The organism is Streptomyces johnsoniae, assembly GCF_031845565.1.
GTDB lineage: Bacteria > Actinomycetota > Actinomycetes > Streptomycetales > Streptomycetaceae > Streptomyces > Streptomyces johnsoniae.
Genome location: NZ_JAVREV010000009.1, coordinates 37,495 through 61,258 on the forward strand (window position 1 = coordinate 37,495; position 23,764 = coordinate 61,258).

The following is a 23,764-nucleotide window of genomic DNA, read 5'->3' on the forward strand; positions in this document are numbered from 1 at the left end:
TCTCAGGGGTCGGGGCGGCCGTGGGCGTCCGCGGCGAGATGCCGTTGCAGCTCGATGTGCCGCAGCTGGTACACCGCGCCGGACTGCCGCAGCACGCCGCGGTGTTCGTGTGCGTCCGCGAGGAACGCCATCAGCCTGCGGGGCAGCCGGTGGCACAGCGCGAGGTGGATGCGGGTGATGGTGAACGGCCCGCAGGCCGTCTGCTGCCAGGCGACGGCCAGCCCGACGACGGCACCCAGCAGGGCCCCGGTGAAGAGGCCGCCGACCAACCCGGGCAGCGTCGGGGCCAGTCCGAGGTCCTGCCAGCGCACCTCGCCCGTCGTGGCGGGGGCCAGGCGGATGGAGTTGGAGCACCAGAAGACGAGGCCGAGGGCCAGGCCGATGACCCCGGCGGTCACGCAGCCGAGCCGGCGGAACGTGCGCCGGTCGCGGGCCAGGAGCGCCGCGGGGGCGGGGGCGAGGGTCAGGTCGGCCGTCGCGCCCCTGATGCCGTACATGATGGCGCAGCCCAGGCAGTTGGCGGTGAGGGCGCCGGTGGCGTGAATGGTGCCGAAGTGACTGGAGAGGGTCACGCCCGCGACGTCCGCGGCGAGACCGTGCGAGATCCCGTACTCGCTGAAGCCGATCAGCCAGGTCGGGAGAGTGACGGCGAGGCCGCCGCCGAGCCCGATCCACAGCCCGGCCCAGTCCCAGGACCACCGCAGGTCCGCCGCCGGCGGCACCTCCTCGGGGCCGGGCCCGTGTCCCACGGCCAGGCCGCCGATGAGCGCGAAGACGCAGGCCAGACCGACCGCCATGGCCGGCATGCCCTGCGCGCAGCCGTAACAGCCCCCGATCCCGGCGCCGAGCAGGGCCGCGCCGCGGCTCCACGGGCGGCGCGCGGCTGCCCTGGGCCGTTCCCCGCCGGCCCGCCGGGCCGCGAGACCCGCGGTCAGCTCGCCGCCGAGGCCGCCGACGAACCCGTAGACCAGACCGGCGGTGAGAACCTGCCAGGTCCAGGCGCCGAGCGGGTCGCCGTGGCCGATCACGACGCCCGCCGAGCCGATCGAGGCGCCGATCAGGCCGCCCCCTATCCGGCCGGTGACCCCGCCGACGAGCCCCGCGAAGAGCCCGTCGAGGGACGCCTGCGACCACGTCAGTCCCCCGTCGCCGTACTGGTCGCCCCAGAACGGGCCGTACGCGCTGACCTGCATGGTCAGCCAGGTCACCGCGGTCTCAAGGGCGCCGGCCAGCACGCCGAGCAGCACGGGCAGGAGCCAGCGCGGAACGGCCCGGCGCAACTGCCACCAGGCCAGGTCGGTGGCCCCGGCGCGCACGCGCTCCGCGTGCCGGGCGAGCCAGCGCAGGGTGCGGCCCGCCTCGGCCGCGGACCAGTGGGAGGGCGCCGCGGGGTGTCTGCGGTAGGCGGCGGGGACGAACGCCTCGAAGAGGTGGGCCTCCACGGCCGCGCGGCTGCTCAGGGCCGGGTTTTCGAGCAGCTCGGCCGGGGAGCGGGCGGCATCGAGCGGCTCGCCCGTTCTGGGGTTGTAGATGGTCCTGGCGAGGAAGATCATCAAGGGTGTGCTCAGGGCTTCGGCGACCGGGCCGCCCTGTTTCAGGCTGTGCACCACGGGGTCCCAGCGGGCCGCGGTCGGCGTGCCCGTTCCCCCGGCGTCCCGCAGCAGGTAGGCGGAGATCTCCTGCGGGTCGAGGGGCAGCAGCTCGATGCCGGCCGCGCCGACGAGCTTGTGCGGCAGCCCGGCGGCGGGCCGGACGGCCTCGCCGTACTCCCTGGTCCTGCTGGAGAGGATGACGCCCTGGCCCTGCGGCACCGCGCGGTTGATCTGGTCGAGGGCCGCGCCCCTGGCCTGGGCGGGCAGCTCGTCGAATCCGTCCAGCATGGGCAGCACCAGCCGGTGCATGAGCAGGGCCCGCGCGCGGCTGATGCCGCCGAGGGCGGCGCCGCCGGTCGCGGCCAGCTCCTTGAAGTCCTGCGTCAGCCGGTGGGTCAGCCAGGATTCCAGGTCGAGTTCGGCCGGGTCCCAGGAGGAGAGGGTGAACAGCACCGGCACGGCGCCGCCCCGGTGGCGGTGCTCGATCAGGTCGAGCAGCAGCCGGACCAGCAGCATCGTCTTGCCCGAGCCCGGCGCGCCCAGGACGACGAGACGGCGGGTGGGCACCCGTTCCCCGAAGACCTGGAGGATCTGCCCGCCGCTGCCCGCGAGGTCGTCAGGACCCGAGGCACAGCCGGAGTCCGCGGCCCCGAAGCCGGGGTCCCAGTCGTCGGCCAGCCGCCGCAGCCAGTCCCACTCCTCGACGAGCCGCTCGGGCGCGGGCCGCCAGGCCACGGTGAGCGGCCGCGGATCGTTGAGCCCCCGCACGCCGGCCTCGGTCTCCCACTGACGCCGCACGGCGACCGCGAGCTGGTCGGCGAGGGCCGCGAGGCCCGGCTCCGTGGCGGGCGGGGAGCGGCGCGGCAGCGGGAACGCGCGGGTGGCGGCGCGCCGTTCGCCGGTGCGGCGCGGCTCGGGCACGCGGCCCGCGCCGGCCGCGACGGCGCTGCGCAGCACCTCGGGCAGGGCGGGCCGGTGGCGCGGGTCCTTGGCCAGGCAGGCCACGACCAGCGGGCGCAGCGCCTCGGGCACGGCGTGGACGTCCGGCTCGCGGTGCACGACGGCGTAGGCGGCGGCGATCGGCTCGGCGCCCGCGGCATCGCGGTCCTCGAAGGGGCTGCGGCCGAGGAACGCGAAGGCGAGGACCGATCCGAGGGCGAACACGTCGGTGGCGGGCCCGACATGGTGCGGCCCGTCGAGCTGCTCCGGGGCCATGAACGCGGGCGTGCCCATCACGCTGCCGGTGCGCGTGAGGTGGCGGCCGGCGCCGACGGGGCGGGAGATGCCGAAGTCGATGACGCGGATGCCGTCGTCGGCGAGGAGGATGTTGGCCGGTTTGAGGTCGCGGTGCACGATGCCCTGCCGGTGGATGTCGCTCAGCGCCTCCGCGAGCTGCGCGGCCAGCCGCACGGCCTCCGGTAGGGGTAACGGGCCGTCCCTGCGCACCCGTTCCGCCAGGGAGTCGCCGGGCACGTACTGGGTCGCCAGCCATGGCGGGCTGCCCTCGGTGTCGGCGTCGACGACGGAGGCGGTGAACGCGCCGCTCACCATGCGCACGGCCGCGACTTCGCGCCGGAAACGGTCCCGGAATTCCGCGTCCTCCGCATATTCGGGCCGGATCACCTTGAGGGCGACGCGGCGCCCCGTGGCGCTGCGCGCCAGATGAACGACCCCCATCCCGCCGGCGCCGAGGCGCCGTTCCAGCGCATACCCGCCCAGCCGTCCAGCCGCAGATGGTCCGGACTCGGCCATGCACCCCCCAACAGCACCGGTGCCGGCTGCGTGTCCCGGCCTTCAAGGAACACCTTACCGGCGCCGTAAAGACCGTCTGCACCTCCGCGGAATATCGAAAAGGAGCCCTTATCTCGAACAAAATGACTTCACGGGAAAACGCCGCCGACCGCGAAAAGCCGCGAAGGCGCACACGGTGAATTCCCCGCGGCGCAAGGTGCTGGGCGGGGGGCCGGCCGATGGGTCTCACCCCGCCCGGGCCGGCCCCCGCTCTTCCGAACGGCCGGAAGCCGCCGGCCCGGGGCCGGGATCGAGGGCACGGCGAAGCAGTGTTCCCACGACGAAGAGGGCGGCGAGCCAGCAGGCCCCGAGCGCGAGCGTCGGCCGATGCCCCAGGCTCCCCGCCACGACTCCGCTCACCGCGTTGCCCACCGCGTCGCCCAATAGCCAGACACTGACCATCAGGGTGTAGGCCCTGGTGAGCGCCGACCGGGGGGCCAGCGTGTCCAGCAGCGCCGAGGAGGCGATCGCCGACGGGCCACCGCACAGGCCCACCAGGAACAGCGCGGGGAACAGCAGCGCGAGGCTGTTCGCGGCCCACGCCGCCAGACCGACCGCCAGGGCGGAACCCGCCAGGGCCACGAGCATGAGCCGAGCATGTGACCAGCGCCATGAGACCGCTCCGAAGGCCAGTCCCGCGATGATCTGGCCGGCCGAGGATGTCGCGATGAGCATTCCGCTGTCGGCAGCGCTGCCCAGGGAGAGGGCGGCGGCCGGCACCGCGACGGCGACGGCACCGGCCGAGACGCCCGCGCCCGCCATGAGCAACAGCAGCACGGCGAGGCCCTTGCCCGTGCGGGCTCCACCCCGGCTGACGGAGCCGCGCAGAGGCCGCCACGTCCGCGACGCTCGCGTGCCGGCGAAGAGCAACGCCGCGCCGCAGGCCAGGAACCCGCCCGCCAGCACGGCCTCCTCGGGCCCCGCCGCCACCAGCAGCAGCGACGTCAGCAACGGCCCGGTCAGCACCGCCAGTTGGAAGAGCACCGCCAGCAGCGCGTATCCGGCCGTCCTGGCTTCGCCTTCCCTGACCAGCTCGGCCAGCAACACCCGCATACTGCCGGTCGTCGCGGGAATGCCGGCCCCCATCCCGGCGCCGGCCACGACGACGAAACCCCGCCAGTCCACCAGCGGCGCGGCGGTGACCAGGAAGATGCCCAGGATCGCGCAGGCCAGCCCCGCTGCCGCCACGACCTTCGGCTGTCCGTAACGGTCGATCAGCCGCCCCTGAGCGCTCAGGCCGACGGCGTTCCCCAGGCCGAACGCGGCCGTTGCCAGCCCGCCGACGGCGAGCGAACCAGTCCGCTCGTGCGCGTACAGCAACAGGCTCAGACCCAGCATGCCCAGGGGGAGCGCACCGATCACGGTGGCAAGCAGCGGGACGCGCAGGCCGGGAGTCCTCAGGACGTCAACGTAGCCCTGCATGGCGACATGCCTTTCGAGCATGCCCACCCACCCGGGAGCCGGACTCCCAACTGCCCGCCATCGCGCACGACGGCGGCTGACACCGCACAGACTACGCGTTCACCGAGCCGTGGGGGCCGGGTGGCGGGCGTGGGGCACGACCATGGGGGTCAGGGTCCTGGGATCGGGGACGATGTCGCAGGCGAGGCCGAAGACTTCCCGCACCAGCTGCGGGGTCATGACCTCGGAGGGCGGGCCCTGCGCGACGACGCGCCCCGCGTTCATCACGACCAGGTGGGTGGCGAAGCGCGCCGCCTGGTTGAGGTCGTGGAGCACGGCGACGACCGTCCTGCCCTCGCGGTGCAACTCGCCGCACAGCTCCAGCAGTTCGTACTGGTGGGCGATGTCGAGGAACGTGGTCGGCTCGTCGAGGAGGAGCAGTCCTGTCTGCTGGGCGAGCACCATCGCGATCCACGCCCGCTGGCGCTGGCCGCCGGAGAGCTGCGCCGCCTGGGCGTCGGCGAGACCCGCGAGACCGGTGCGCTCCAGGGCCAGGGCGATGGCGGTGTCGTCGTCGGGCGACCACTGGCGCAGCAGTGTGTGGTGCGGGTAGCGGCCACGCCGGACGAGGCCGCGCACGGTGATGCCCTCCGGGGCGATGGGGCTCTGCGGCAGCAGGGCGAGCTGCCGGGCGACCTGCCTGCCGCGCAGCGCGTGGATATCGGTGCCGTCCAGCAGGATCTGCCCGCCGGCCGGCTTCAGGACCCGCGCGAACGCCTTGACGAGGGTGGACTTGCCGCAGCCGTTCGGCCCGATGATCATGGTGAGTTCGCCGGGCGGGATGTCGAGACTGAGGTCGCGCACGACGGGGTCGCCGCCGTAGGAGAGGGTGACGTCCCGTGCGGCCAGGCCGGTTCCGGGCGGCGGGGCTTCGGTGCTCACAGTCTTCCCTTTCGCCATTCGCGCGTCAGCAGGTAACCGAGATAGATGCCGCCGAGGGCCATGGTGTAGATGCCGACGGGGAGATTGTCGGAGAAGGGCAGCTGCTGTGCGGCGAGGTCGGCGAGCACCAGCAGCAGCGCGCCGATCAGCGCCGACAGGGTGAGGTGTGCGCCCGAACCGCCGGTCAGGCGCCGGGCGATCTGCGGTGCGGTGAGGGCGATGAACGCGACGGGCCCCGCCACGCTGACGGCGCCGGCGGACAGCACGATCGACAGCACCACCGCCAGGGCGCGGGTGCGCTGGGGCTCCGCGCCCAGGGCCGCGGCCAGTTCGTCGCCCATCTCCGCGATGTGGAGGCGGCCCGCCAGCAGCGCGGCGAGCGGGGCCACGACCAGCAGCACGACCCAGATGGTGGTGGCGTCGTCCCAGGACCTGGCGGCGAGGCTGCCGTTGAGGTAGGCGGTCAGGGCGGTCGCGCGGTCCCGTTCCACGGCGTAGACGACGTACTGGGTGAAGGCGGTCGCCATGGTGGCGACGCCGATGCCCGCGACGATGAGGCGGCCGGGGCTGCGGAAGCCGGTGCCCGTGGACACGTACACCAGGGCCATGGCCAGGCCCGCGCCCGCGACGGCGCCCACGGGCACCGGCAGGGTGCCAGGCAGCATCAGGGCCGCCACGGCCGCGCCGGCCCCGGCGCCCGCGCCGAGCCCGATGACGTCGGGGCTGCCCAGCGGGTTGCGCGTCACCGACTGGAACAGCGCACCGGACAGGCCGAGCGCCGCCCCGGTGGCGATGCCGACGACGAGCCGCGGGCCGCGGAGGCGTTCGAGGACGAACTCCTCCTTGCCGTCCGCCCCGCCGAACACCGCGCCCGCGACATCGGCGAGCGGGATGCCGAGCCGCCCCATGGAGAGGGTGGCGACGGCCGCCGCCAGGAGCAGCAGCAGCGTCAGCAGCCCGATGACGAGGGCCCGCACGTTGACCGGGAGGGCCAGCGCGCGCCCGGCGGTGAGCAGGCGCGGCGGCGCCGCGTCGCGGGGAACGTGCGAGGTGGGGGTCGCGGTCACACGCCCTCCTTCATCCGGCGCACGGCGTACAGCAGCACGGGCCCGCCGACGAAGGCGGTGACGACGCCGACCATCAGCTCCTGCGGGCGCATGACGACCCGGCCGAGGACGTCGGCGAACAGGAGCAGCGCCGGTCCGACGACGGCGGAGAACGCGATCTGCGCCCGGAAGTCGACGCCGGCGAACGCTCTGACGATATGGGGCACGGCCAGGCCGACGAAGGCGATGGGGCCGACGGCCGCGGTGGCGGAGGCGCTCAGCAGCGTGGCCGCGACGAGCCCGCCGGCCCGCAGCGCGGTCGGGCTGGCGCCGAGCGAGGAGGCGGACTCGTCGCCCAGCGCGAGGGTGTTGAGGCCGGGCGCGAGCAGCAGGGCGAGGACCAGGCCGGTGACGGCGAACGGCAGGACGGACCGCAGCACGTCGAAGTCCCGGCCGCCGAGGGCGCCCACCACCCAGTAGCGGTAGCTGTCGAAGACGTCGGGCTGGCTGAGGGTCACGGCCTGGATGTAGGCCGTCAGCACGGCGGTGACGACGGCGCCCGCGAGCACGAGCCGGACCAGACCCGCTCCGGCGCCCGCCGATCCGATGGCGTAGACGAGGAACCCGACGAGCATCGCCCCCGGCAGCGCCCACCAGACGGTGCCCGACTGGCCGGAGGCGCCGAGGAACGCGGTGCCGGTGACGACCGCGGCGGCGGCGCCCGCGTTGATGCCGAGCAGCCCGGGGTCGGCGAGCGGGTTGCGGGCGATGCCCTGCATGAGGGTGCCCGCGATGGCGAGGCAGACGCCGGCGAGCACGCCGAGGGCCGTTCTCGGGTAGCGGCTCTCGACGACGGTCGTGACGTAGGGGTCGGCGGAGCCGCCCCACACGTCGAGGACTTCCGCGAAGGACGTGGCCCTGCTGCCGAACATGATGCTCGCCAGGACGGCGAGCGCCAGCAGGACGAGTCCGGCGATCAGGGCGTACACGAGCCGGGCGGCACCGGCGGACCGTGTGTCCTCGGTGCCGCCTGGCCGGGCGCGTTCTGTGGTGGCCATGGAACCCGGCAGGTCTTCGGGGATCAGCCGTCGAGGGCGGTGAGCGCCTCGTCGATCTGCGGCAGGTAGCGGTCGATCACCCAGGGCACGGTCAGCGGATTGATGATGGAGGAGGCGGTGACGAAGGAGTTGTCGTCGCTGGCGACGACGGAGCCGCGCTCGATGGCGGGGATCGCGCCGTACAGCGGCTGGTCCTCGATCTCCGCGCGGGTCTCCTCGTCGGTGTAGAAGGTGAAGACCAGGTCGCTCTCGGCGAGCTGGTCCGCGTTCTCCAGGCCGATGAGCGCGGAGTCGGTGCCCTCGGTCTCCTCGAAGGTGTCGACGACCGGGTCGACGGTGAGGCCGAGGGAGCTGACCATCTCGACCCGCTGCTCCTCGGGGAGGAAGACGCCGAGCGTGCCGGGGCCCGAGGTGTAGATGTACGAGAAGCTGACGTCCTGGTACTCGGGGCGGGTGGCCGCGGCGTCGGCCAGCTGCTGCTCGATGCCGCTGATCAGCTCGGTGCCCTGCTCGGCCTTGCCCAGGGCGGTGGCGATCAGCTCGATCTGCTCGTCCCAGTTGGTGCTCCAGGCCAGATCGGGGTAGGCCACGGTGGGCGCGATGTCCGAGAGGATGTCGAACTGGTCCTGGGTGATACCGGACCAGGGCGCGAGGATCACGTCCGGTTCGAGTTCGAGGATGGTGTCGAAGTCGATGTCCTCACCCCCGGTGAACTGGGTGGGCAGTTCGTCGCCCGCCTCCGTCACGGCCTCGTGAATCCACGGCAGGTAGCCGGTGTCGTCGCTCCCCCACTCGTAGCTCTCGATGCCGACCGGGGTGTGGCCGAGGGCGATCGCGGTCTCGGCCGAGCCCTGCCCGAGAGTGACGACGCGCTCGGGCTGCTCGGTGATCTCTGCCTCGCCGAGCGCGCTGTCGAGGGTCACGGGGAACGCGCCGCCGCTCTCCGCCGGCCCCTCGGACGAGGTGTCCTCCTCCTCGTCGCCCGAGCAGCCGCTCAGGACGAGGGCCAGCGCGGTGGCGGCGGCCGAGAGGGCGAGCGCCTGACGTCGTATGCGGGTCGAGCTGGACGGCATGGATATCCCTTATGTTTTCCGGTGACTGCGCAGCGGCGGCGCGGGTCGCGCGAGCTTAGGTTAGCCTAAGCTCACTTGGGCTGCTCTTTCAAATGTCCGCCCGCGGAACGGCCGGTACGCTGCCGGTGCCGCGGGGCACGTCCCGGCCCCACGGCCGGCGGACGAGCGCGAGGAGCGACCGGAATGAGTGCAGACCCCGTACGGTTCGGCATCGTGGGCAGCGGATGGCGTTCGGAGTTCTTCGTGCGGCTGGCCCGCGCCCTGCCCGGCCGGCTCGCGGTGACCGGAGTGGTGACGCGCTCCGCCGCACGCGGCGCCGAGGTGGAGGCCGGCTGGGGGGTGCCCGCCTTCCGCACCGTCGAGGAGCTGACCGCCGCCTCCCCCGCGCCCGAGTTCGTCATCCCCAGCGTTCCCTGGTCGCAGACCGCCCCGGTGACCGCCCGCCTCGTCGCGCTCGGCGTCCCCGTGCTCGCGGAGACGCCGCCGGCCGCCGGCCTCGCCGGACTGCGCGAGGTGTGGCGGGAGACCGGCGGGTCCGGCCTGGTGCAGGTCGCCGAGCAGTACCCGCTGATGCCCGGGCACGCGGCGCGGCGCGCCGTGGCGGGCGAGGGCGTGATCGGCGAGGTGACGTCCGTTCAGCTGTCCTCGACCCACCTGTACCACGCCGTGTCCCTGATACGGCACCTGCTCGGCATCGGCTTCGAGCCCGCCACGGTGACCGCGCGTTCGTTCACCGCGCCGCTGGCCGATCCGCTGACCAAGGACGGCTGGTCCGGCGACCTGACGCCGAAGGACGCCGCGACCACCCTCGCCCTGCTGGACTTCGGCGGGCGCACCGGCCTGTACGACTTCACCGACAACCAGTGGTGGAACCCGCTGCGCGCCCGGCGCATGGTCGTCCGCGGCTCGCTGGGCGAGATCGTCGACGACACGGTGGTGCGGATGGCCGATCCGCGTACTCCCGTCGCCTCCCCGCTGGTCAGGCGGCAGACCGGCACGGACCTCAATCTGGAGGGCCGCGAGCTGCACCACATCGCGTTCGACGGGCGCGTGGTGTACCGCAACTCCTATGTGGGCGCCGGCTTCTCCGAGGACGACCTGGCCGTCGTCGACCTGCTGTGCCGCACCGGGGCCTGGGTCCGCGGCGAGGGCCCCGAGCCCTACCCGCTGGCGGAGGGCTGCCAGGACCACCTGATCGGCCTGGCCATCACCGAGTCCGCGCGCACCGGGCAGCCGGTGACCACGGCCCGCGAGCCCTGGGCCGGCTGACGGCGGCAGGCCGGCCCGGCGAAGGGGCGCGGGCGGGCGGAACGCGGAAAGTGCCGGATCTGGCAGCAAGTTGACCCGCGGTGCTGCATCAAGCTGACGCCCGCGGCCCTCCCCGCCCCCGCGCTACGCGAGTAGCGTCGGGCCGCAGCCGGACGGACGCCGAGGGGGACCGCAGGATGACGCGGTGGAGCGGGAGGTGGGCATGCGCTTCCAACTGCTCGGGCCACTCGGCATGAGCGACGGCTCCGACACCGTCGTCCTCCAGCCCTCCAAGCCCGCGAACCTGCTGGCCGCCCTGCTGATCCACTCCGGCACCCTCGTCTCGGCCGACTACCTGCAACGGATGGTCTGGGGCGACGAACAGCCGGCCACCGCGCGGGCCGCGCTCCAGACCTGTGTCCTGCGGCTGCGGCGCCTGTTCACCAAGCACGGGGTGCTCGACACCCCCATCGAGGCCGTGCCGGGCGGCTACCGCATCCTCGCGGACGCCCGTTCGCTGGACCTGGTGGACTTCCGCACCTCCGTCACCCAGGCCGCGGGCGCCACCGAGCCCGAATCCGAACTCGCCATGCTGCGGGTCGCGTTGTCGCTGTGGCAGGGGGCCCCGCTGACCAATGTCCGCTCGGCGGCGATCCACCGCGACGAGGTGCCGCGGCTGGTCGAGGAACGGCTGCGCGCCGTGGAACGCGGCTGCGATCTCCAGCTCGCGCTGGGGCACTTCGGTCAGGCCCTCGTCGAACTGTGGGGCCTCACCCGCGCCCACCCCGACCACGGCCGCTTCCGCGAGCAGCTGATCGAGGCCCTGTACCGGTCCGGCCGGCAGACCGAGGCGCTCGCCGAGTACCGGCGTTACCAGCAGTATCTGGACGAGGAGCTGGGCATCGGCCCCTCGGCCGCGCTGCGGGCGCTCGAACTGGCCATGCTGCGCGGCGAATCCCTCGGCACACCCGCCGAACCTCCCGGCGCCCGCGCCGCCGCGCCCGCCGCGGCACGGCCCAAGCCCGCGCCCGCGCTGCCGCCGGTGCCGTGGTTCACCGGCCGCGCGCGGGAGTTGGCGGTGCTGGCGGAACGGCTCGGCCGCGACGCGGCCCGGCAGGAGCCGGTGCGGGAGCTGATCTGCGGAGCGCCGGGCATCGGCAAGACCGCGCTGGCCCAGCACGTGGCCCACCTGCTCGGGGACCGCTTCCCCGGCGGCGCGCTGCTGGCGCGCCTGACCGGCACCGACGGCGCGCCGCGCCCCGCGGCCGAGGTCGGCGCCGAGCTGGCCGCGCGGCGTCCTGACCCGGCCGCGGGCCGTGCGCTGCTGGTACTCGACGACGCGGCGGACGCGGAGCAGGTGCGCGAGGTGCTGGCCTTCGCGGGCGGCGGTGCGGTGCTGATCACCAGCCGCAGGAAACTGGCCGGGCTCATCGCCACGCACGGCGGCCGGGTGCACCGCCTCGAACCGTTCGCGGCGCGGGAGTCCCACGCGCTGCTCGCCTCGGTGCTCGGCGCAGAACGCCTGGCCGGGGACGCGGCGGCGGCCCGCGACCTGGCGGCGCGCTGCGGGCACCACCCGCTGGCGCTGATGATCGCCGCGGCGCGCCTGATGACGCGGCCGGCGCTGCCGCTCGCGGACGGGGTGCGCTGGCTGGCCGAGGACCCGCTGGCCCGGCTCTCGCTGCCCGACGACCCGGGGCTCTCCGTGAGCCGGGTGCTGTCCTCGGCGCTGAAGCGTCTCGAACCCGACCTGGCCGAGGCGTTCCTGACGGCCGGGCGCCTGCCCTCGCCGGCGTTCCACGCCGCCGACTGCGCCGGGCTGCCCGGTTTCGCGGGGGCGGGCGCGGAGGCCGTGCTGGAACGGCTCGCCGACGCGGGGCTGCTGGAGGACGGGCCGCCCGGCCCGTACCGCGTGCACGAGCTGCTGCGGCTGTTCGCACGCCGCACCGGCCACGGCCGCGTCCGACCGAGAGAGAAGGTGTGACTGGGATGGCCACGGACTTCGACCGGCTGGCCGGGACCCGCCCGCGGATTCGGCGTGACGTGCTGTACACGCAGACCCGGGACGGCGTTCTCTTCCACAACGCGGACGGCGGCTTCCATCTGGCCGGGCGGACCGCCTACCGGTTCGCGTCCGTGCTGGTACCGCGCCTGGACGGCAGCAGGCGGCTCGCGGAGCTGTGCGACGGGATCGGCGAACCACAGCGCGCCATGGTCGCCAAGCTCGTCTCCTCGCTGCTGGAACGGGACTTCGCCAGGGACGCCGCACCGCCCTCCGGCGCCCCGCTGCCCGCGGAACTCGCCCGCCGCTTCGCCGAGCAGATCGCCTACGTCGACCACTACACGGACGATGCCGAGGCGCGCTTCGCCCGCTTCCGCGGCACCCGCGTCGCGGTGCTCGGGGACGGCGAGACCGCCCGCTGGTGCGTGCTCAGCCTGGTCCGCAACGGCTGCGCGGAGATCGCCGCGGAGACCACGGCACCGGCCGCACAGCAGGAGGCGGCGCGGCTGGCCGCGGAGGGCTGCCCCGTGCGGCTGACCCGGCTGCCCGCCGGCGCCGACCCGGGCCCCGAGCACGACGTGGTGGTGGTCACCGGACGGGACGCCGCCGTGCGCACCCACCGGCTGCTGGCGGCGGGCCTGCCGGAGGGCAGGGTGCTGATCCCGGCCTGGACGTTCGGGGACCGCGCCGTCGTCGGCCCGCGCAGCACCGCGGGGAGCACCGGCTGCTGGTCGTGCGCGCTGCTGCGGCTCGGCGGGAACGTCGACGCGGCCGCGGCGGCGGAGCTGTGGAGCCAGGTGGCGGGCGGCGCGGTGCCGGTGCAGGGCCCGCCCGGCGGGCTGCTCGCCGGACCGGTGGCGGCCATGATCGGCAACCTGCTCGGCTACGAGATCTTCCGCGCCGCCACCGGGGCGCTGCCGCCGGAGACGGCGGGCCAGGCCCTGATCCAGGACCTGGACTCGCTGGACGTGGTGGCCGAGCCGGTGCATCCGCACCCGCGGTGCCGGCTGTGCGGGCAGGACGCCGGTGAGCCCGCGGCCGCCCTGCCGGACGAGCTGGCCGTTACGCCCGCCATCACCCTTACGTCGGCCCGCGCGGCCGAGGAGCTGGTGGCGGGCCTGAACCGGATCAGCACCGCCCTGGTCCGCCCGCACACCGGCGTGTTCACCGCCTACGACGACGAGTCACTGCCGCAGACGCCGCTGAAGGTGACGCGGGTGCGGCTGACGCCCTCGCCTTCGGGCCCGCGGCGGATCGCCGCCTTCGACGTGCACCACCTGGCCGGCGCCCGCCTGCGCGGGCTGCGGGCCGCCGCCGCGGTCCACGCCGAGCACGCCGCCCCGGCCGCGACGCTGCCCGGCGGCGCGGGCGGCCTGCCCGTCCTGCTGCCCGACGCGCTGACGGTGGGCGCCGGAACGGGCGCGGACGCGGCCGGGATCGCGGCCTGGTCGGCGGTCACCTCGCTGCTGACCAAGGAACGTTTCGCGGTGCCCGCCGCCGCACTGCGGCCCTTCGGCCCGCACAACGCGGACCGGGTGGTGCTGGCCGGGGCCTGGGGCACCGGGGCCGGGCCCACGCCGGGCGAGGCGGCCGGGCACGCGTTGCTGTCCGCGCTGGCGCACGACGCGCTGCTGCGGGCCGTGCGCGGCACGACGGCGGTGTCGCCGGTGGCCGCGGGCGAGGGGCCAGAGCCCGTCTTCCTGCTGAAGTCCGCCGGAACGCTCGGCACTTCCGTCGAACTGCTCGACCTGGGCGAGGGCGAACGCTCCGGCGCCCACGTGGTGCTGGCCCGCGAGACCGCGGGCGGCGCCGCGGCCCGCTGGGCCGTCGCCTGCGCGCTCGACGCGGAGTCCGCCGCGGTGGCCGCGCTGCGCGACCTGCTCGGCGCGGTCCAGCTGGCCGCCGAGGAGGGCGGGACGCCGGACACCGGCGACCCGCTGCTGCCCGAGCTGGCCGCGGAGGCGATCGCGGTCGGCGCGGAGCCCTCGGGGCCGCCCCAGGTGACGTTCCCCGCCGTGCTGCGGCGGCTGCGCGCGGCCGGCCGGGACGTGCTGTACCTGGCGGACACGCCCGCCGATCTGCGGTCGGCCGGGCTGCACACCGCGCGGGTCCTGCTCACCACGGGCGCGGCCGATGCGGAACGCTGACGCGGGTCCGGTGGCGGCGGACTGCCGCCGCCTGGCCGACCTGATCGAGGGCACGCTCGCCGGCTGGCCGTCCGCACCCGCGACCGCGGATGTCGCCGCGCTGGGCACGAACGACGCCTTCGCCGCGAGTACCGCGGCGCACGGCGGGACACCGGGCGCGGTCCCGGTCCGCGTCTACGGGCGGCACGCCGTCGTCGGGCCGCTGGCCGCGTCCGGGGGCGCGCCGGGCCGCCCGTGCCCGCACTGCCTGGAGCGCCGCTGGCAGGCGGTGCGCTCCGCGGCGCTGCGCGATGCGCTCGAACGCGGTTTTGGCACCGCGGCCTCGGGCCGGAACCCGTACGTCACGCCGTTCGCCGCCGACACCGTCGCCGCGGTGGCCGCCGCCGCGCGGCGGGCGGAGCCCGCGGTGCACCTGGTGGACCTGGCCGCGCTGACCGTGCGCCGCTACCCGCTGCTGCCCGACCCCGAATGCCCGCGCTGCGGCCGGTCGCGACCCGGACCCCCGCGGCCGGAGCCGCCGGTGCTCGGCCCGGCGCCCAAGCACCGGCCCGGCACGTTCCGGGTACGCGCCCTGCCGGACCTTGACCTGCCGACCGACGCCTACGCCAACCCGGTGTGCGGGGCGCTCGGCCCGTCCGTGGTCTACGACGTGTCCTCCACCTCCACGTCGGCCACCATCGGCTGCTTCTCGCTGCGCTCGGGCGACTACCTGCGCGAGACGTTCTGGGGCGGGCACACCGACTCCTTCGGCGACAGCGTCCGGGTGGGCATCCTGGAGGGTCTCGAACGTCACGCCGGGATGCGGCCGCGCGCCCGCACCGGGGCGGTGCGCGGCAGCCTCACGGGGCTCAAGGCCGCGGGTCACGAGGTACTCGACCCGCGCACGTGCGGCCTGTACGCGGACGCCTTCCACCGCGCGCATCCGCACGTGGCACCGTTCCACGAGGACCGGGACATCCCGTGGGTGTGGGGGCACGCCCTGGGCGCGGACCGTCCCGTGCTGGTGCCGCAGGTGCTGACGTACTACCACGCGACGGGCCTGGCGGAGCGGTTCGTGCAGGAGAGTTCCAACGGCTGCGCCTCCGGTGGCTGCCTCGCGGAGGCGGTGTACTTCGGGCTGATGGAGGTCGTCGAGCGGGACGCGTTCCTGCTCGCCTGGTACGGGCGGGTGCCGCTGCCCGAGATCGACCCGGACACCAGCGACCGCCCCGAGACTCGGCAGATGGTGGACCGGCTGGCGATGTACGGCTACCGGGCGCGGTTCTTCGACACCCGCATCACGTTCCCCGTGCCGGTCGTCACCGGCGTCGCGGTCCGCGAGGACGGGGGTCTGGGCCGGATGTGCTTCGGTGCGGGCGCGAGCCTGGACCCGGAGGCGGCGCTGGCGTCCGCGCTGTGCGAGATCGCCACCGACGCCGTCAACCTGCCGGAGCGCACCGCGCGGGAGGAGCCGCGGCTGCGCGCCATGGCCGCCGATTTCTCGCGGGTGACGGCGCTGCACGACCACCCGCTGGTGTACGGCATTCCCGAGATGGGCGAGCACGCCGCGTTCCTGCTCGGCGCGCCGGGCGATCCGCCGCCGCGGCGCCGCGCGCTGCACGACACGTTCCGCGCGGGCTCGCTGCTGCCGGTGTCGGACGACGTGGGCCAGGACCTGGCGGCGTGCGTGGCGGCGGTGAACGCGGCCGGCTTCGAGGTGATCGTCGTGGACCAGACGACGCCGGAACAGCGGGACCTGGGCCTGGTGACGGCCGGTGTGATCGTTCCCGGGCTGCTGCCGATCGACTTCGGCTGGGCGCGGCAGCGGGCGCTCGGCATGCCGCGGCTGCGGACCGCGCTGCGCGAGGCGGGCCGTGCCGGACGCGACCTGGACCCGGCCGACTTCAACCCGGCCCCGCACCCCTTCCCGTGACCGCGGCGAACGAAAAGGAGCAGCCCATGGGGTACGCGCGCTACGCCCACGCATACGCCGACGCGATCCTCCATCGCGGCCGGACCCCGATGGAGCCGGTGGACTTCGTGCCGGACTGGGCCGACGGGCCGCGCAAGACCAAGCACTACCCGGGAACGGAGCTGCTGCCGCTGCCCGAGCCCGCGCCCTATCCGGCGGCGGCCACCGTGGATCTGGCCCTGTCGGGGCAGGCACCCGGCGGCGGACCGGTGTTCGACCGGGCGCTGCTCTCGGGGATGCTGCGGGACTCCTGCGGGCTGACGGGCCGCCGGCTCGGCGTACAGGCCAACACCGACCTGGACGCGCTGCCGCACTATCCGCTGGCGAACTGGTCGCGCGGCACCGCGTCCGGCGGCGGCCTGTACCCGGTGTCCGTGTACTGGGTGTCCGGGCCGAGCGACCCGGCGCCGCCCGGCGTGCACTACTACTCGGCGCGCCACCACGCGATGCGCCGCCTGCTCACCGGAGATGTGACGGCGCAGGTGCGGGCGGCGCTCGGGCCGGACGCGCCTGGCCCGGAGACCGACCAGTACCTGGTGCTCGGCATCAAGTACTGGCAGAACGCGTTCAAGTACAACAGCTTCTCCTTCCACGCGGTCAGCATGGACCTGGGCGCGCTGCTGGGCACCTGGCGGCTGTGGCTCGGCGCACTCGGCGCGGCCGTCGAGCCCGCTCTGTGGTTCGACGAGGAGCGGCTGGCCGCGCTGCTCGGGGTACGCGTCGAGGAGGAGGGCGTCTTCGCGGTGGTCCCGCTGCCGTGGACCGGCGCCCGGGCGCCCGCCCCCGCGCCGGGCGCGGGGGGTGCGGCCGTGCGCCGCCGCGACGCCGAACGCTCCCGCACCGTGCTGTCGTTCGAGGCACTCGACGCGATGCAGCGGGCCACGTCCGCGGACGCGGCCCGCCGGCCAGGCCCCGGGGCGCTGGCGCCGGCCGCCGCGCTGCCCGCGCCGGCGACGCCGCGGGCCGAGGCGCTGCCGGCGCCCGCGCCGCTGTCCGCCGACGTGCGGACCGCGCTGCGGCGGCGGCGCAGCAGCTTCGGCCGGTTCGCCGCCGAGCGGCCCGTGACGGCGGAACAGCTCGCGGCCTGCCTGGCCGCCGCGGCCGGGGTGCGGCTCGGCGGGGACGGCGACCGGGCCGGGGCCGGCGCGCTGGTGAAGCTGTACGCGTTCGCCGGGCACGTGCGGGGAGTGGCGCCCGGCGCGTACGAGTACCTGCCCGCGGACGGCGGCGCCCTGCGGCGCGTGCAGGACGGGCCGCCCGGGTCTTTCCTCCAGGACAACTACTTCCTGGCGAACTACAACCTGGAACAGGCCGGTGCCGTGCTGGTGCCCACCGTCCGCACGCACGCGGTGCTCGACGCCGTCGGCGACCGCGGCTACCGCCTGGCGAACGCGCTGATCGGCGCCGTCGCGCAGGCGACCTACACGGCGTCGGCCGCGCTCGGCCTCGGCTGCGGCGTGGCGCTCGGCTTCGACAACGTCTCCTACCGGGAGGAGCTGGCCCTGACCGGGACCGACGAGGCGCCGCTGCTCATCATGATGATCGGCCACGAACGGCCCGCCGCCGCCGACTTCCGCTACGAGATCGCCTGAGCGGCGGGACGAGGAGTGACCATGGACGGCACGGTGGACACCGGCGGGGACTGGCAGCTCGGCCCCCGGTTCGTGGCGCGCGTCGCCGGGCTGCCGACCGGGGCCGTGCGGCTGCTGCGCTCGCCGGAGGCGCGGCGCTGGGCGGACGAGGTGCTGACGCGGGAAGCGCGGCTCGCGGCCGAGGGCGAGCGCGTCGGGGACCTGCTGCACGGGGTGGTCGGCGGCCTGGCCGACGAGGCGGCGCGGCGCGCGCTGCTGCGGCTGCGCCGCGAGGTGTTCAACAACCGGCTGCCCGCCGACCGGGACGCCGCCCTCGGCCTGGTGGCACGGCTGGACCCGGCGGCCGGGGACGCGTTCGGCCGCTGGCTGTCGGACCGCCTCGCGCTCGCCGAACGGGAGGCGGCCGGCGCGGACCTGCTGGCGGCCGAGACCGCGCGCACCCGCGCGGAGCTGCGCCGCCTGGCCGCCGGGCCGCGGCTGCGGGACGGGCTGCTGCTCGCGTCGCCCGCACTGGACGCGCAGCTCGACGGCTGGCTCGCCGCCCCGGCGGAGGGCGCGGACAAGCGGAGCCGGAAGATCGAACGGTCGCTGCTGGCCTACCTGTACCGCACGGCGTGCAAGACCAGCCCGTTCAGCTCCTTCACGGCCGTGGCGCTCGGCGCCTTCTCCGAGGCGCAGGACGCGGGCGGCGCGCTCGCCACCGCGGGCGCCTGGACGAGCCACCCGCGGCTGAACGTGGCGGTGCTCGGCAGGATCGCGCAGGCCGTCGTGGCCGACCCGGCGCGCCGCGCCGACCTGCCGGTGACGCCCGCCTCCGGCTGGGGCCGCGACGAGGAACGGGTGCGGTACGTGCGCCGCTGGGTGACGACGGGCGAGGACGACACGGCCGTCACGTTCGACACCGTCAAGGACCGGCTGTTCTTCCTGCGCCGCAGCGGCGCCCTGGAGCGGATGCTGGCGTTCTTCGCCGAACGTCCCGAGCCCCGCCACGGCGAGCTGGCCCGCCTGCTGGCCGCCGACCAGCAGGTGCCGGAGGCGGAGGCGGAGGCGTACCTGGCGGCGCTGCTCGACGTGGGGATGCTCCAGGTGCCGTGCCTGACGGTGGACGTGCACGACACCGACCCGCTGGACGCCTTCCGCCGCGCGCTGCGCGCGCTCGGCCGGGAGTGGGCGGACCGCACGGCCGACGCGCTGGCCGGGGCCGCCGACTGCCTCGACCGGTACCCGGGGGCCGGCCCGGCCGAACGGCGCGCCCTGCTCGCCGCCCTGCGCGGGCACCTCGCCGGGGTGCAGCGGGATCTGGGCGCGCCGCCACGGGTGCCGCGCACGGTGCTGTACGAGGATGTCGTCGCCCCCGCGGTGACCGGCGCGGGGCCGCGGCTGCGCGCGGCGCTGTCCGCCCCGCTCCGCGGGATCGAGCCGCTGCTGCCCGCGTTCGACCTGACGCTGCCGCAGCGGCTGACGTTCAAGGGCTTCTTCCTCGCGCGCCACGGGTCCGGCGGGCGCTGTGCGGATCTGCTCGGTCTGATCAACGACTTCCACGAGGACTTCTTCGACCAGTATCTGTCGTTCACGGCGAAGCGGTCCCGGTTCGACGCCGCGGGCGATCCGGTGCCGGAGGAGAACTGGCTCGGGCTCCCGCAGCTGAAGGCGCTGGACGCGGCGCGCGCCGCGTTCGTGGCCGGGATGCGGGCCAGGTGGGCGGCCTCGGGCGGCGGCGACGGTGGCGGTGACGGCGAGGGTGACGGCGAGCTGGTCCTGGACGAGGCGCTGGTCGCGGAGGTGGCGGCCGAGCTAGCGCCGCTGCCCGCCGGTCCTTCCCTCTACTGCCACCACGTACAGCTCGCCGAGCCGGGCGGCGCCGGGCAGGACGGCCCGCTGGTGGTGCTCAACCGCGCTTACGGCGGCCTGTCCTTCCCGTTCAGCCGCTTCACGCACTGCCTGGACACCGGGCGGGGGCCCGGCCTCGCGGCCGGGCTGCGGGAGCGCGCCGCCCGGCTCGCCCCGCCGGGCGCGGTGTTCGCGGAGGTCACCGGCGGCCCGGTGAGCAGCAACCTGAACCTGCACGGGCGGCTGACCGACTACGAGATCGTGTGCCCCGGCGAGCGCAGCAGCGTGCCGCCCGAGTGCCGGATAGGTCTTGAGGACCTGGTCATCGAGCACGACGCGGCCGCGGACGTGCTGCGCCTGCGGTCGCTGCGGCTCGGCGTCGAGGTGGTGCCCGTCTACCTCGGCTACCTGGTGCCGCTCGCCCTGCCGGAGGTGCCCAGGACGCTGCTGCTGCTCTCCCCCACGTCCATGGCGCCGCTCGACGTGTGGGGCGGCGTCCCCGAGGGCCTGCCGCGCGGGGGCGTCACCCGCCGCCCGCGGGTGCGGTACGGGCGGCTGGTGCTGAGCCGGCGCAGCTGGAGCGCGCCGGCCACCGCGCTGCCGCCGCGCGCCCGGGGCGCGGGAGATGCGCGGTGGTTCCTCGGCTGGCACCGGTGGCGGCGCGAACAGGGGCTGCCGGCGCGGGTGTTCGCGACCGTCTCGGGCGGCGACGCGCGCGGCGCGACCGGCGCCAAGCCGAGTTACGTGGACTTCGACAGCCCGCTGTCGCTCACCGCGTTCGAGGCGCTCGTGCGGGAACCGGGCGCGCGGGTCGTGCTGCGCGAGGCGCTGCCGGGCGAGGCCGGGCCGCACACCGCCGCCGACGACGGGGAGCACGTCACCGAACTGGCCGTGGAGACCGTACGGGGCCCCGGCCCGGCCGGGCCCGCCGGCCCCGAGGCAGAAGGGAACGTTCCGTGAACCGCACCGGCGAGTGGCAGGCCGTCCACATCTACTACGCGGCCAACCCGCGCCCGATGCTGCTGTCCTGCGTCCGTCCGCTGATCTCGCGGCTCACCGCGGACGGGCTGCTGGCCGGGCACTTCTTCATCAACTACTGGCTGGAGGGTCCGCACGTGCGGCTCCGGCTGAAGCCTTCCGGGCCGGGGGCCGAGGGCGAGGTGCGGCACCGCGCGGAGGAGGCGATCGACACGTTCCTCGCCAGGCGGCCGGCGCTGTACGAGGTGGACTCCGGCTTCCTCAACCAGTTCTACAACCAGCTGTTCGACATCGAGTTCCCCGGTGCGGAACGTGCCGCGTACCTGGACGCGGACGGCCGGATGAACCTGCGTCCCAACAATTCCCGCAGCTGGCTCCCGTACGAGCCGGAGTACGGCAAGTACGGCGGCCCGGCGGGCGTGGCGCTCGCGGAGTGGCACTTCCAGCACTCAAGCGACCTGGTGATCGACGCGTTCCGCACGAAGAACCTGCATCTGCGCACGGTGCTGCTCGGCACCTCGGCGCAGCTGATGCTGGTGATGTCGGCGACCTTCGTGCGCGGCGACGAGGAGCTCGCCGACTACCTGGACAGCTACTACGCGTTCTGGCACCGCGCGTTCCCCGGCACCGGCTTCATCGGCAGCACCGCGTACGAGCGGAAGGCCGACGAGGTGACGGAGGACCTGGCCCGCTGGTACCGCCGCATCCGCGCGGCCGTCTCCGGCGAGGACGGCGCCCGGCTGCCCGCGTTCCTGGCGCGGTGGGCGGCGCACTGCGCCGAACTGCGGGCGCGGGTACGGGAGCTGGCCGCGCGCGGCGATCTGGTGTTCCGCTCCTGGGACGGTGAACGCGAGGAGCGGGTCACCGACCCGGACGAGGCGCTGGTCCGGCTGCTCTCGCCCTACCTGCACATGACCAACAACCGGCTGCACGCCACGATTCAGGACGAGGCGTACTTGGCCCACGTGCTGGGCCGCGCCCTGCGGCTGCCGGGCGGCGCGCGCGCCGGGGAGTGGGCGCGGTGAGCGCTCTGGCCGGACTGCGGCCGAGACTGCGGCCCGACGTGCTGATCAGCGAGCCGCTGCTGCACGGGCCGAAGACGGTGCACCTGGTGAAGGACCCGGTCAGCGGCCGGTCGTTCGAGGTCGGGCCGAGGGAACGGTTCCTCATGGCGCGGCTGGACGGCGACGCGACCCTCGGCGAGATCGGCACCGCCTACGCGGGCGCGTTCGGCAGGCGGCTCGCGGACGGCAACTGGCGGCAGCTGCTCGCGCTGCTCGGCAGCCGCGGGCTGCTGACCGGCGGGCCCGGCGAGCCCGGCGGCGCCGCGCCCGCGGCGCCGGAGAAGCCCGGCGGGGCGGCGCGGAACGGGCCGCTGCACGGCAGCGTGCGGCTCGTCGCGGACGCGCACGCGACCGCGGGGCGGCTGCACCGGAGGGCGGGCTTCGCGCTGCGCGGGCCGTGGCCCGTGCTGCTGCTGGCGCTCGTGGCCGGGATGGAGGCGGTGCTGCTGTGGCATCTCGGGCCGCTGCTCGACGGCGCGGCGCGGGTGTTCGGCAATCCGGTGCTGCTGGTGGGTGTGGCGACGCTGCTGTGGTTCTCCACGGCGCTGCACGAACTGGCGCACGGGGTGGCGGCCCGGCACTACGGCGGCCGGGTCGGGGAGATCGGGCTGCGCTGGCGGCTGCCGGTGATCATGATGTATTGCACGGTGGACGACTACCCCTACCTGTCGGTGCGGCGGCATCGGATCGCGGTGGCGGGCGCGGGCGCGGTCGCCAATCTGCTGTTCCTGCTGCCGTTCTTCGCCTGGTGGCTGGCCGCGCCGGCCGGCGCCACCCGCGAGGCGCTGGCCGGGCTGCTGTTCCTCGGCAGCCTCCAGGCGCTGGCGATGCTCGTTCCCCTGCCGCCGCTGGACGGTTACACCATCGTCAGCCAGGCGTTCGGCGCGACCAGGCTGGCCGAGTCGAGCCGCCGCTACCTCGCGCTGGCGCTGCGCAGGTCGCCCGAGGCGGCGCGGTACCCACGGCGGGCGCGGCTCGCCTACACCGCCTACGGGGCGTGCGCCGTGGTGGTCTGCTGCCTGCTGCTCGCGGCGCTCGTCCTGCTGGTCCACGCGCTGCTGACCCGTTGAGAACACGTCGGAAGGAGAGTCCCGTGTCCCGCACAACCGGCCCGGGCGACCCGGCGGCCCCCGCGGTCGTCCTGAACGAGGTGCGCAAGCACTACCGGGAGACGCGTGCGGTGGACGGCGTCTCGTTCACCGTCGCCCGAGGCGAGTTCTTCGGCCTGATCGGCCCCAACGGCGCGGGCAAGACGACTCTCGTGGAGATCATGGAGGGGCTGCGGCAGGCGGACGCGGGCACCGTGTCGGTGCTGGGCGCGAGCCCCTGGCCGCGGAACCGGGCGCTGCTGCCGCGGCTCGGGGTGCAGACCCAGACCTCGGCGTTCTTCGTGCGGCTCACGGCCCGCGAGCATCTGGCGACCGTCGCGGCGCTCTACGGCGCGGAGCCGGCGGCCGTGCCGCGGACCCTGGCGCTGGTCGGCCTCGGTGAACAGGCCGACGTGCGGGGCGAGGACCTGTCCGGCGGCCAGCGGCAGCGGCTCGCCATCGCCTCCGCCCTGGTGCACGATCCGGAGCTGCTGTTCCTCGACGAGCCGACCGCCGCCCTCGACCCGCAGGCGCGCCGCTCGCTGTGGCAGGTGCTGCGGGACCTGAAGGGCGCTGGCCGCACCATCGTCTACACCACGCACCACCTGGACGAGGCGGAGGCGCTGTGCGACCGGGTCGCCATCATGACGCGCGGGCGCGTCACGGCGCTGGACTCGCCGAACCGGCTGATCGCGCGCAGCAGCAGCACGACGCGCCTGGTGGTGCCCGCGGAACGCCTGTCGCTGGCCGAGGCGGGCGAACTGCCCGGCGTGATCAGCGCGGTGCTCGACGGCGACGCGGTGGTCCTGGAGACCGGCGACGCGGGCCCGCTGCTCGCGGCCGTGGAGAAGGTCGCGGGCCTCGCGGGCGTGCAGACGCGCACCGCGACCCTGGAGGACGTCTACCTGCACCTCACCGAGCAGCCGTGACAGCGGTGACAGCGGTGACAGCAGCCGCCCGA

The 23,764-nt window shown here is 75.3% G+C and carries 15 protein-coding genes; 9 read left to right on the top strand and 6 right to left on the bottom strand.

Features of this window, described 5'->3' with window-relative positions:
• Positions 1 to 2 precede the first annotated feature (2 nt).
• From RM779_RS17255 to RM779_RS17285, 6 genes are all read right to left on the bottom strand, one after another.
• The gene (locus tag RM779_RS17255; protein ID WP_394813316.1) at positions 3 to 3,344 is read right to left on the bottom strand and encodes a protein kinase domain-containing protein; all 3,342 of its coding nucleotides are present in this window, start codon (positions 3,342 to 3,344) and stop codon (positions 3 to 5) included.
• Between the two features lie 225 nt (positions 3,345 to 3,569).
• The gene (locus RM779_RS17265) at positions 3,570 to 4,826 is read right to left on the bottom strand and encodes an MFS transporter (RefSeq protein ID WP_311618602.1); all 1,257 of its coding nucleotides are present in this window, start codon (positions 4,824 to 4,826) and stop codon (positions 3,570 to 3,572) included.
• A 78-nt stretch (positions 4,827 to 4,904) separates the two neighbouring features.
• Entirely contained in the window at positions 4,905 to 5,744 is an 840-nt protein-coding gene (locus tag RM779_RS17270) for an ABC transporter ATP-binding protein (RefSeq protein ID WP_394813317.1), read from the bottom strand.
• A complete protein-coding gene (locus tag RM779_RS17275) occupies positions 5,723 to 6,793 on the bottom strand; it encodes a FecCD family ABC transporter permease (RefSeq protein WP_394813318.1) in 1,071 nt (356 codons plus the stop codon). Before RM779_RS17275 ends, RM779_RS17270 begins: the two co-directional genes overlap by 22 nt.
• Entirely contained in the window at positions 6,790 to 7,830 is a 1,041-nt protein-coding gene (locus RM779_RS17280) for a FecCD family ABC transporter permease (protein WP_311618604.1), read from the bottom strand. The genes RM779_RS17275 and RM779_RS17280 overlap by 4 nt, the downstream gene beginning before the upstream one ends.
• 23 nt (positions 7,831 to 7,853) lie before the next feature.
• On the bottom strand, positions 7,854 to 8,903 hold the full coding sequence (locus RM779_RS17285) for an iron-siderophore ABC transporter substrate-binding protein (RefSeq protein ID WP_311618605.1): 1,050 nt from the start codon (positions 8,901 to 8,903) through the stop codon (positions 7,854 to 7,856).
• A gap of 183 nt (positions 8,904 to 9,086) precedes the next feature.
• On the opposite strand from RM779_RS17285, the gene RM779_RS17290 reads away from it, so the two are divergent.
• The 9 genes from RM779_RS17290 (at position 9,087) to RM779_RS17330 (ending at position 23,732) form a co-directional block, all read left to right on the top strand.
• Positions 9,087 to 10,172 carry a Gfo/Idh/MocA family protein gene (locus RM779_RS17290; RefSeq protein ID WP_311618606.1) on the top strand — a complete coding sequence of 362 codons (1,086 nt, stop codon included), beginning with the start codon at positions 9,087 to 9,089 and terminating at the stop codon, positions 10,170 to 10,172.
• A 202-nt stretch (positions 10,173 to 10,374) separates the two neighbouring features.
• Positions 10,375 to 12,135 (top strand): AfsR/SARP family transcriptional regulator, encoded by a 1,761-nt coding sequence (locus RM779_RS17295; protein WP_311618815.1) that lies wholly within the window; start codon positions 10,375 to 10,377, stop codon positions 12,133 to 12,135.
• A gap of 5 nt (positions 12,136 to 12,140) precedes the next feature.
• Positions 12,141 to 14,300 (top strand): TOMM precursor leader peptide-binding protein, encoded by a 2,160-nt coding sequence (locus tag RM779_RS17300; protein ID WP_311618607.1) that lies wholly within the window; start codon positions 12,141 to 12,143, stop codon positions 14,298 to 14,300.
• Positions 14,287 to 16,212 (top strand): TOMM precursor leader peptide-binding protein, encoded by a 1,926-nt coding sequence (locus RM779_RS17305; protein WP_311618608.1) that lies wholly within the window; start codon positions 14,287 to 14,289, stop codon positions 16,210 to 16,212. The genes RM779_RS17300 and RM779_RS17305 overlap by 14 nt, the downstream gene beginning before the upstream one ends.
• Before the next feature lie 26 nt (positions 16,213 to 16,238).
• A complete protein-coding gene (locus RM779_RS17310) occupies positions 16,239 to 17,843 on the top strand; it encodes a nitroreductase family protein (protein WP_311618609.1) in 1,605 nt (534 codons plus the stop codon).
• A 21-nt stretch (positions 17,844 to 17,864) separates the two neighbouring features.
• Positions 17,865 to 20,633 (top strand): lantibiotic dehydratase, encoded by a 2,769-nt coding sequence (locus RM779_RS17315; RefSeq protein WP_311618610.1) that lies wholly within the window; start codon positions 17,865 to 17,867, stop codon positions 20,631 to 20,633.
• Positions 20,630 to 21,676: a lantibiotic dehydratase C-terminal domain-containing protein gene (locus tag RM779_RS17320; RefSeq protein ID WP_311618611.1), complete on the top strand. Its 1,047-nt coding sequence runs from the start codon at positions 20,630 to 20,632 to the stop codon at positions 21,674 to 21,676. Before RM779_RS17315 ends, RM779_RS17320 begins: the two co-directional genes overlap by 4 nt.
• Positions 21,664 to 22,785, top strand: coding sequence for a peptidase M50 (locus RM779_RS17325; protein WP_394813319.1), 1,122 nt, complete (start codon positions 21,664 to 21,666; stop codon positions 22,783 to 22,785). The genes RM779_RS17320 and RM779_RS17325 overlap by 13 nt, the downstream gene beginning before the upstream one ends.
• Positions 22,786 to 22,808: 23 nt before the next feature.
• The gene (locus RM779_RS17330) at positions 22,809 to 23,732 is read left to right on the top strand and encodes an ABC transporter ATP-binding protein (RefSeq protein ID WP_311618613.1); all 924 of its coding nucleotides are present in this window, start codon (positions 22,809 to 22,811) and stop codon (positions 23,730 to 23,732) included.
• Positions 23,733 to 23,764: the final 32 nt, after the last annotated feature.

What these genes read in the sequence shown, in the direction of transcription:
- RM779_RS17255 (WP_394813316.1), bottom strand. Translation starts at nt 3,344, where the DNA reads ATGGCCGAGTCCGGACCATCTGCGGCTGGACGGCTGGGCGGGTATGCG.
- RM779_RS17265 (WP_311618602.1), bottom strand. Translation starts at nt 4,826, where the DNA reads ATGCTCGAAAGGCATGTCGCCATGCAGGGCTACGTTGACGTCCTGAGG.
- RM779_RS17270 (WP_394813317.1), bottom strand. Translation starts at nt 5,744, where the DNA reads ATGGCGAAAGGGAAGACTGTGAGCACCGAAGCCCCGCCGCCCGGAACC.
- RM779_RS17280 (WP_311618604.1), bottom strand. Translation starts at nt 7,830, where the DNA reads ATGGCCACCACAGAACGCGCCCGGCCAGGCGGCACCGAGGACACACGG.
- RM779_RS17285 (WP_311618605.1), bottom strand. Translation starts at nt 8,903, where the DNA reads ATGCCGTCCAGCTCGACCCGCATACGACGTCAGGCGCTCGCCCTCTCG.
- RM779_RS17290 (WP_311618606.1), top strand. Translation starts at nt 9,087, where the DNA reads ATGAGTGCAGACCCCGTACGGTTCGGCATCGTGGGCAGCGGATGGCGT.
- RM779_RS17295 (WP_311618815.1), top strand. Translation starts at nt 10,375, where the DNA reads ATGCGCTTCCAACTGCTCGGGCCACTCGGCATGAGCGACGGCTCCGAC.
- RM779_RS17300 (WP_311618607.1), top strand. Translation starts at nt 12,141, where the DNA reads ATGGCCACGGACTTCGACCGGCTGGCCGGGACCCGCCCGCGGATTCGG.
- RM779_RS17305 (WP_311618608.1), top strand. Translation starts at nt 14,287, where the DNA reads ATGCGGAACGCTGACGCGGGTCCGGTGGCGGCGGACTGCCGCCGCCTG.
- RM779_RS17310 (WP_311618609.1), top strand. Translation starts at nt 16,239, where the DNA reads ATGGGGTACGCGCGCTACGCCCACGCATACGCCGACGCGATCCTCCAT.
- RM779_RS17315 (WP_311618610.1), top strand. Translation starts at nt 17,865, where the DNA reads ATGGACGGCACGGTGGACACCGGCGGGGACTGGCAGCTCGGCCCCCGG.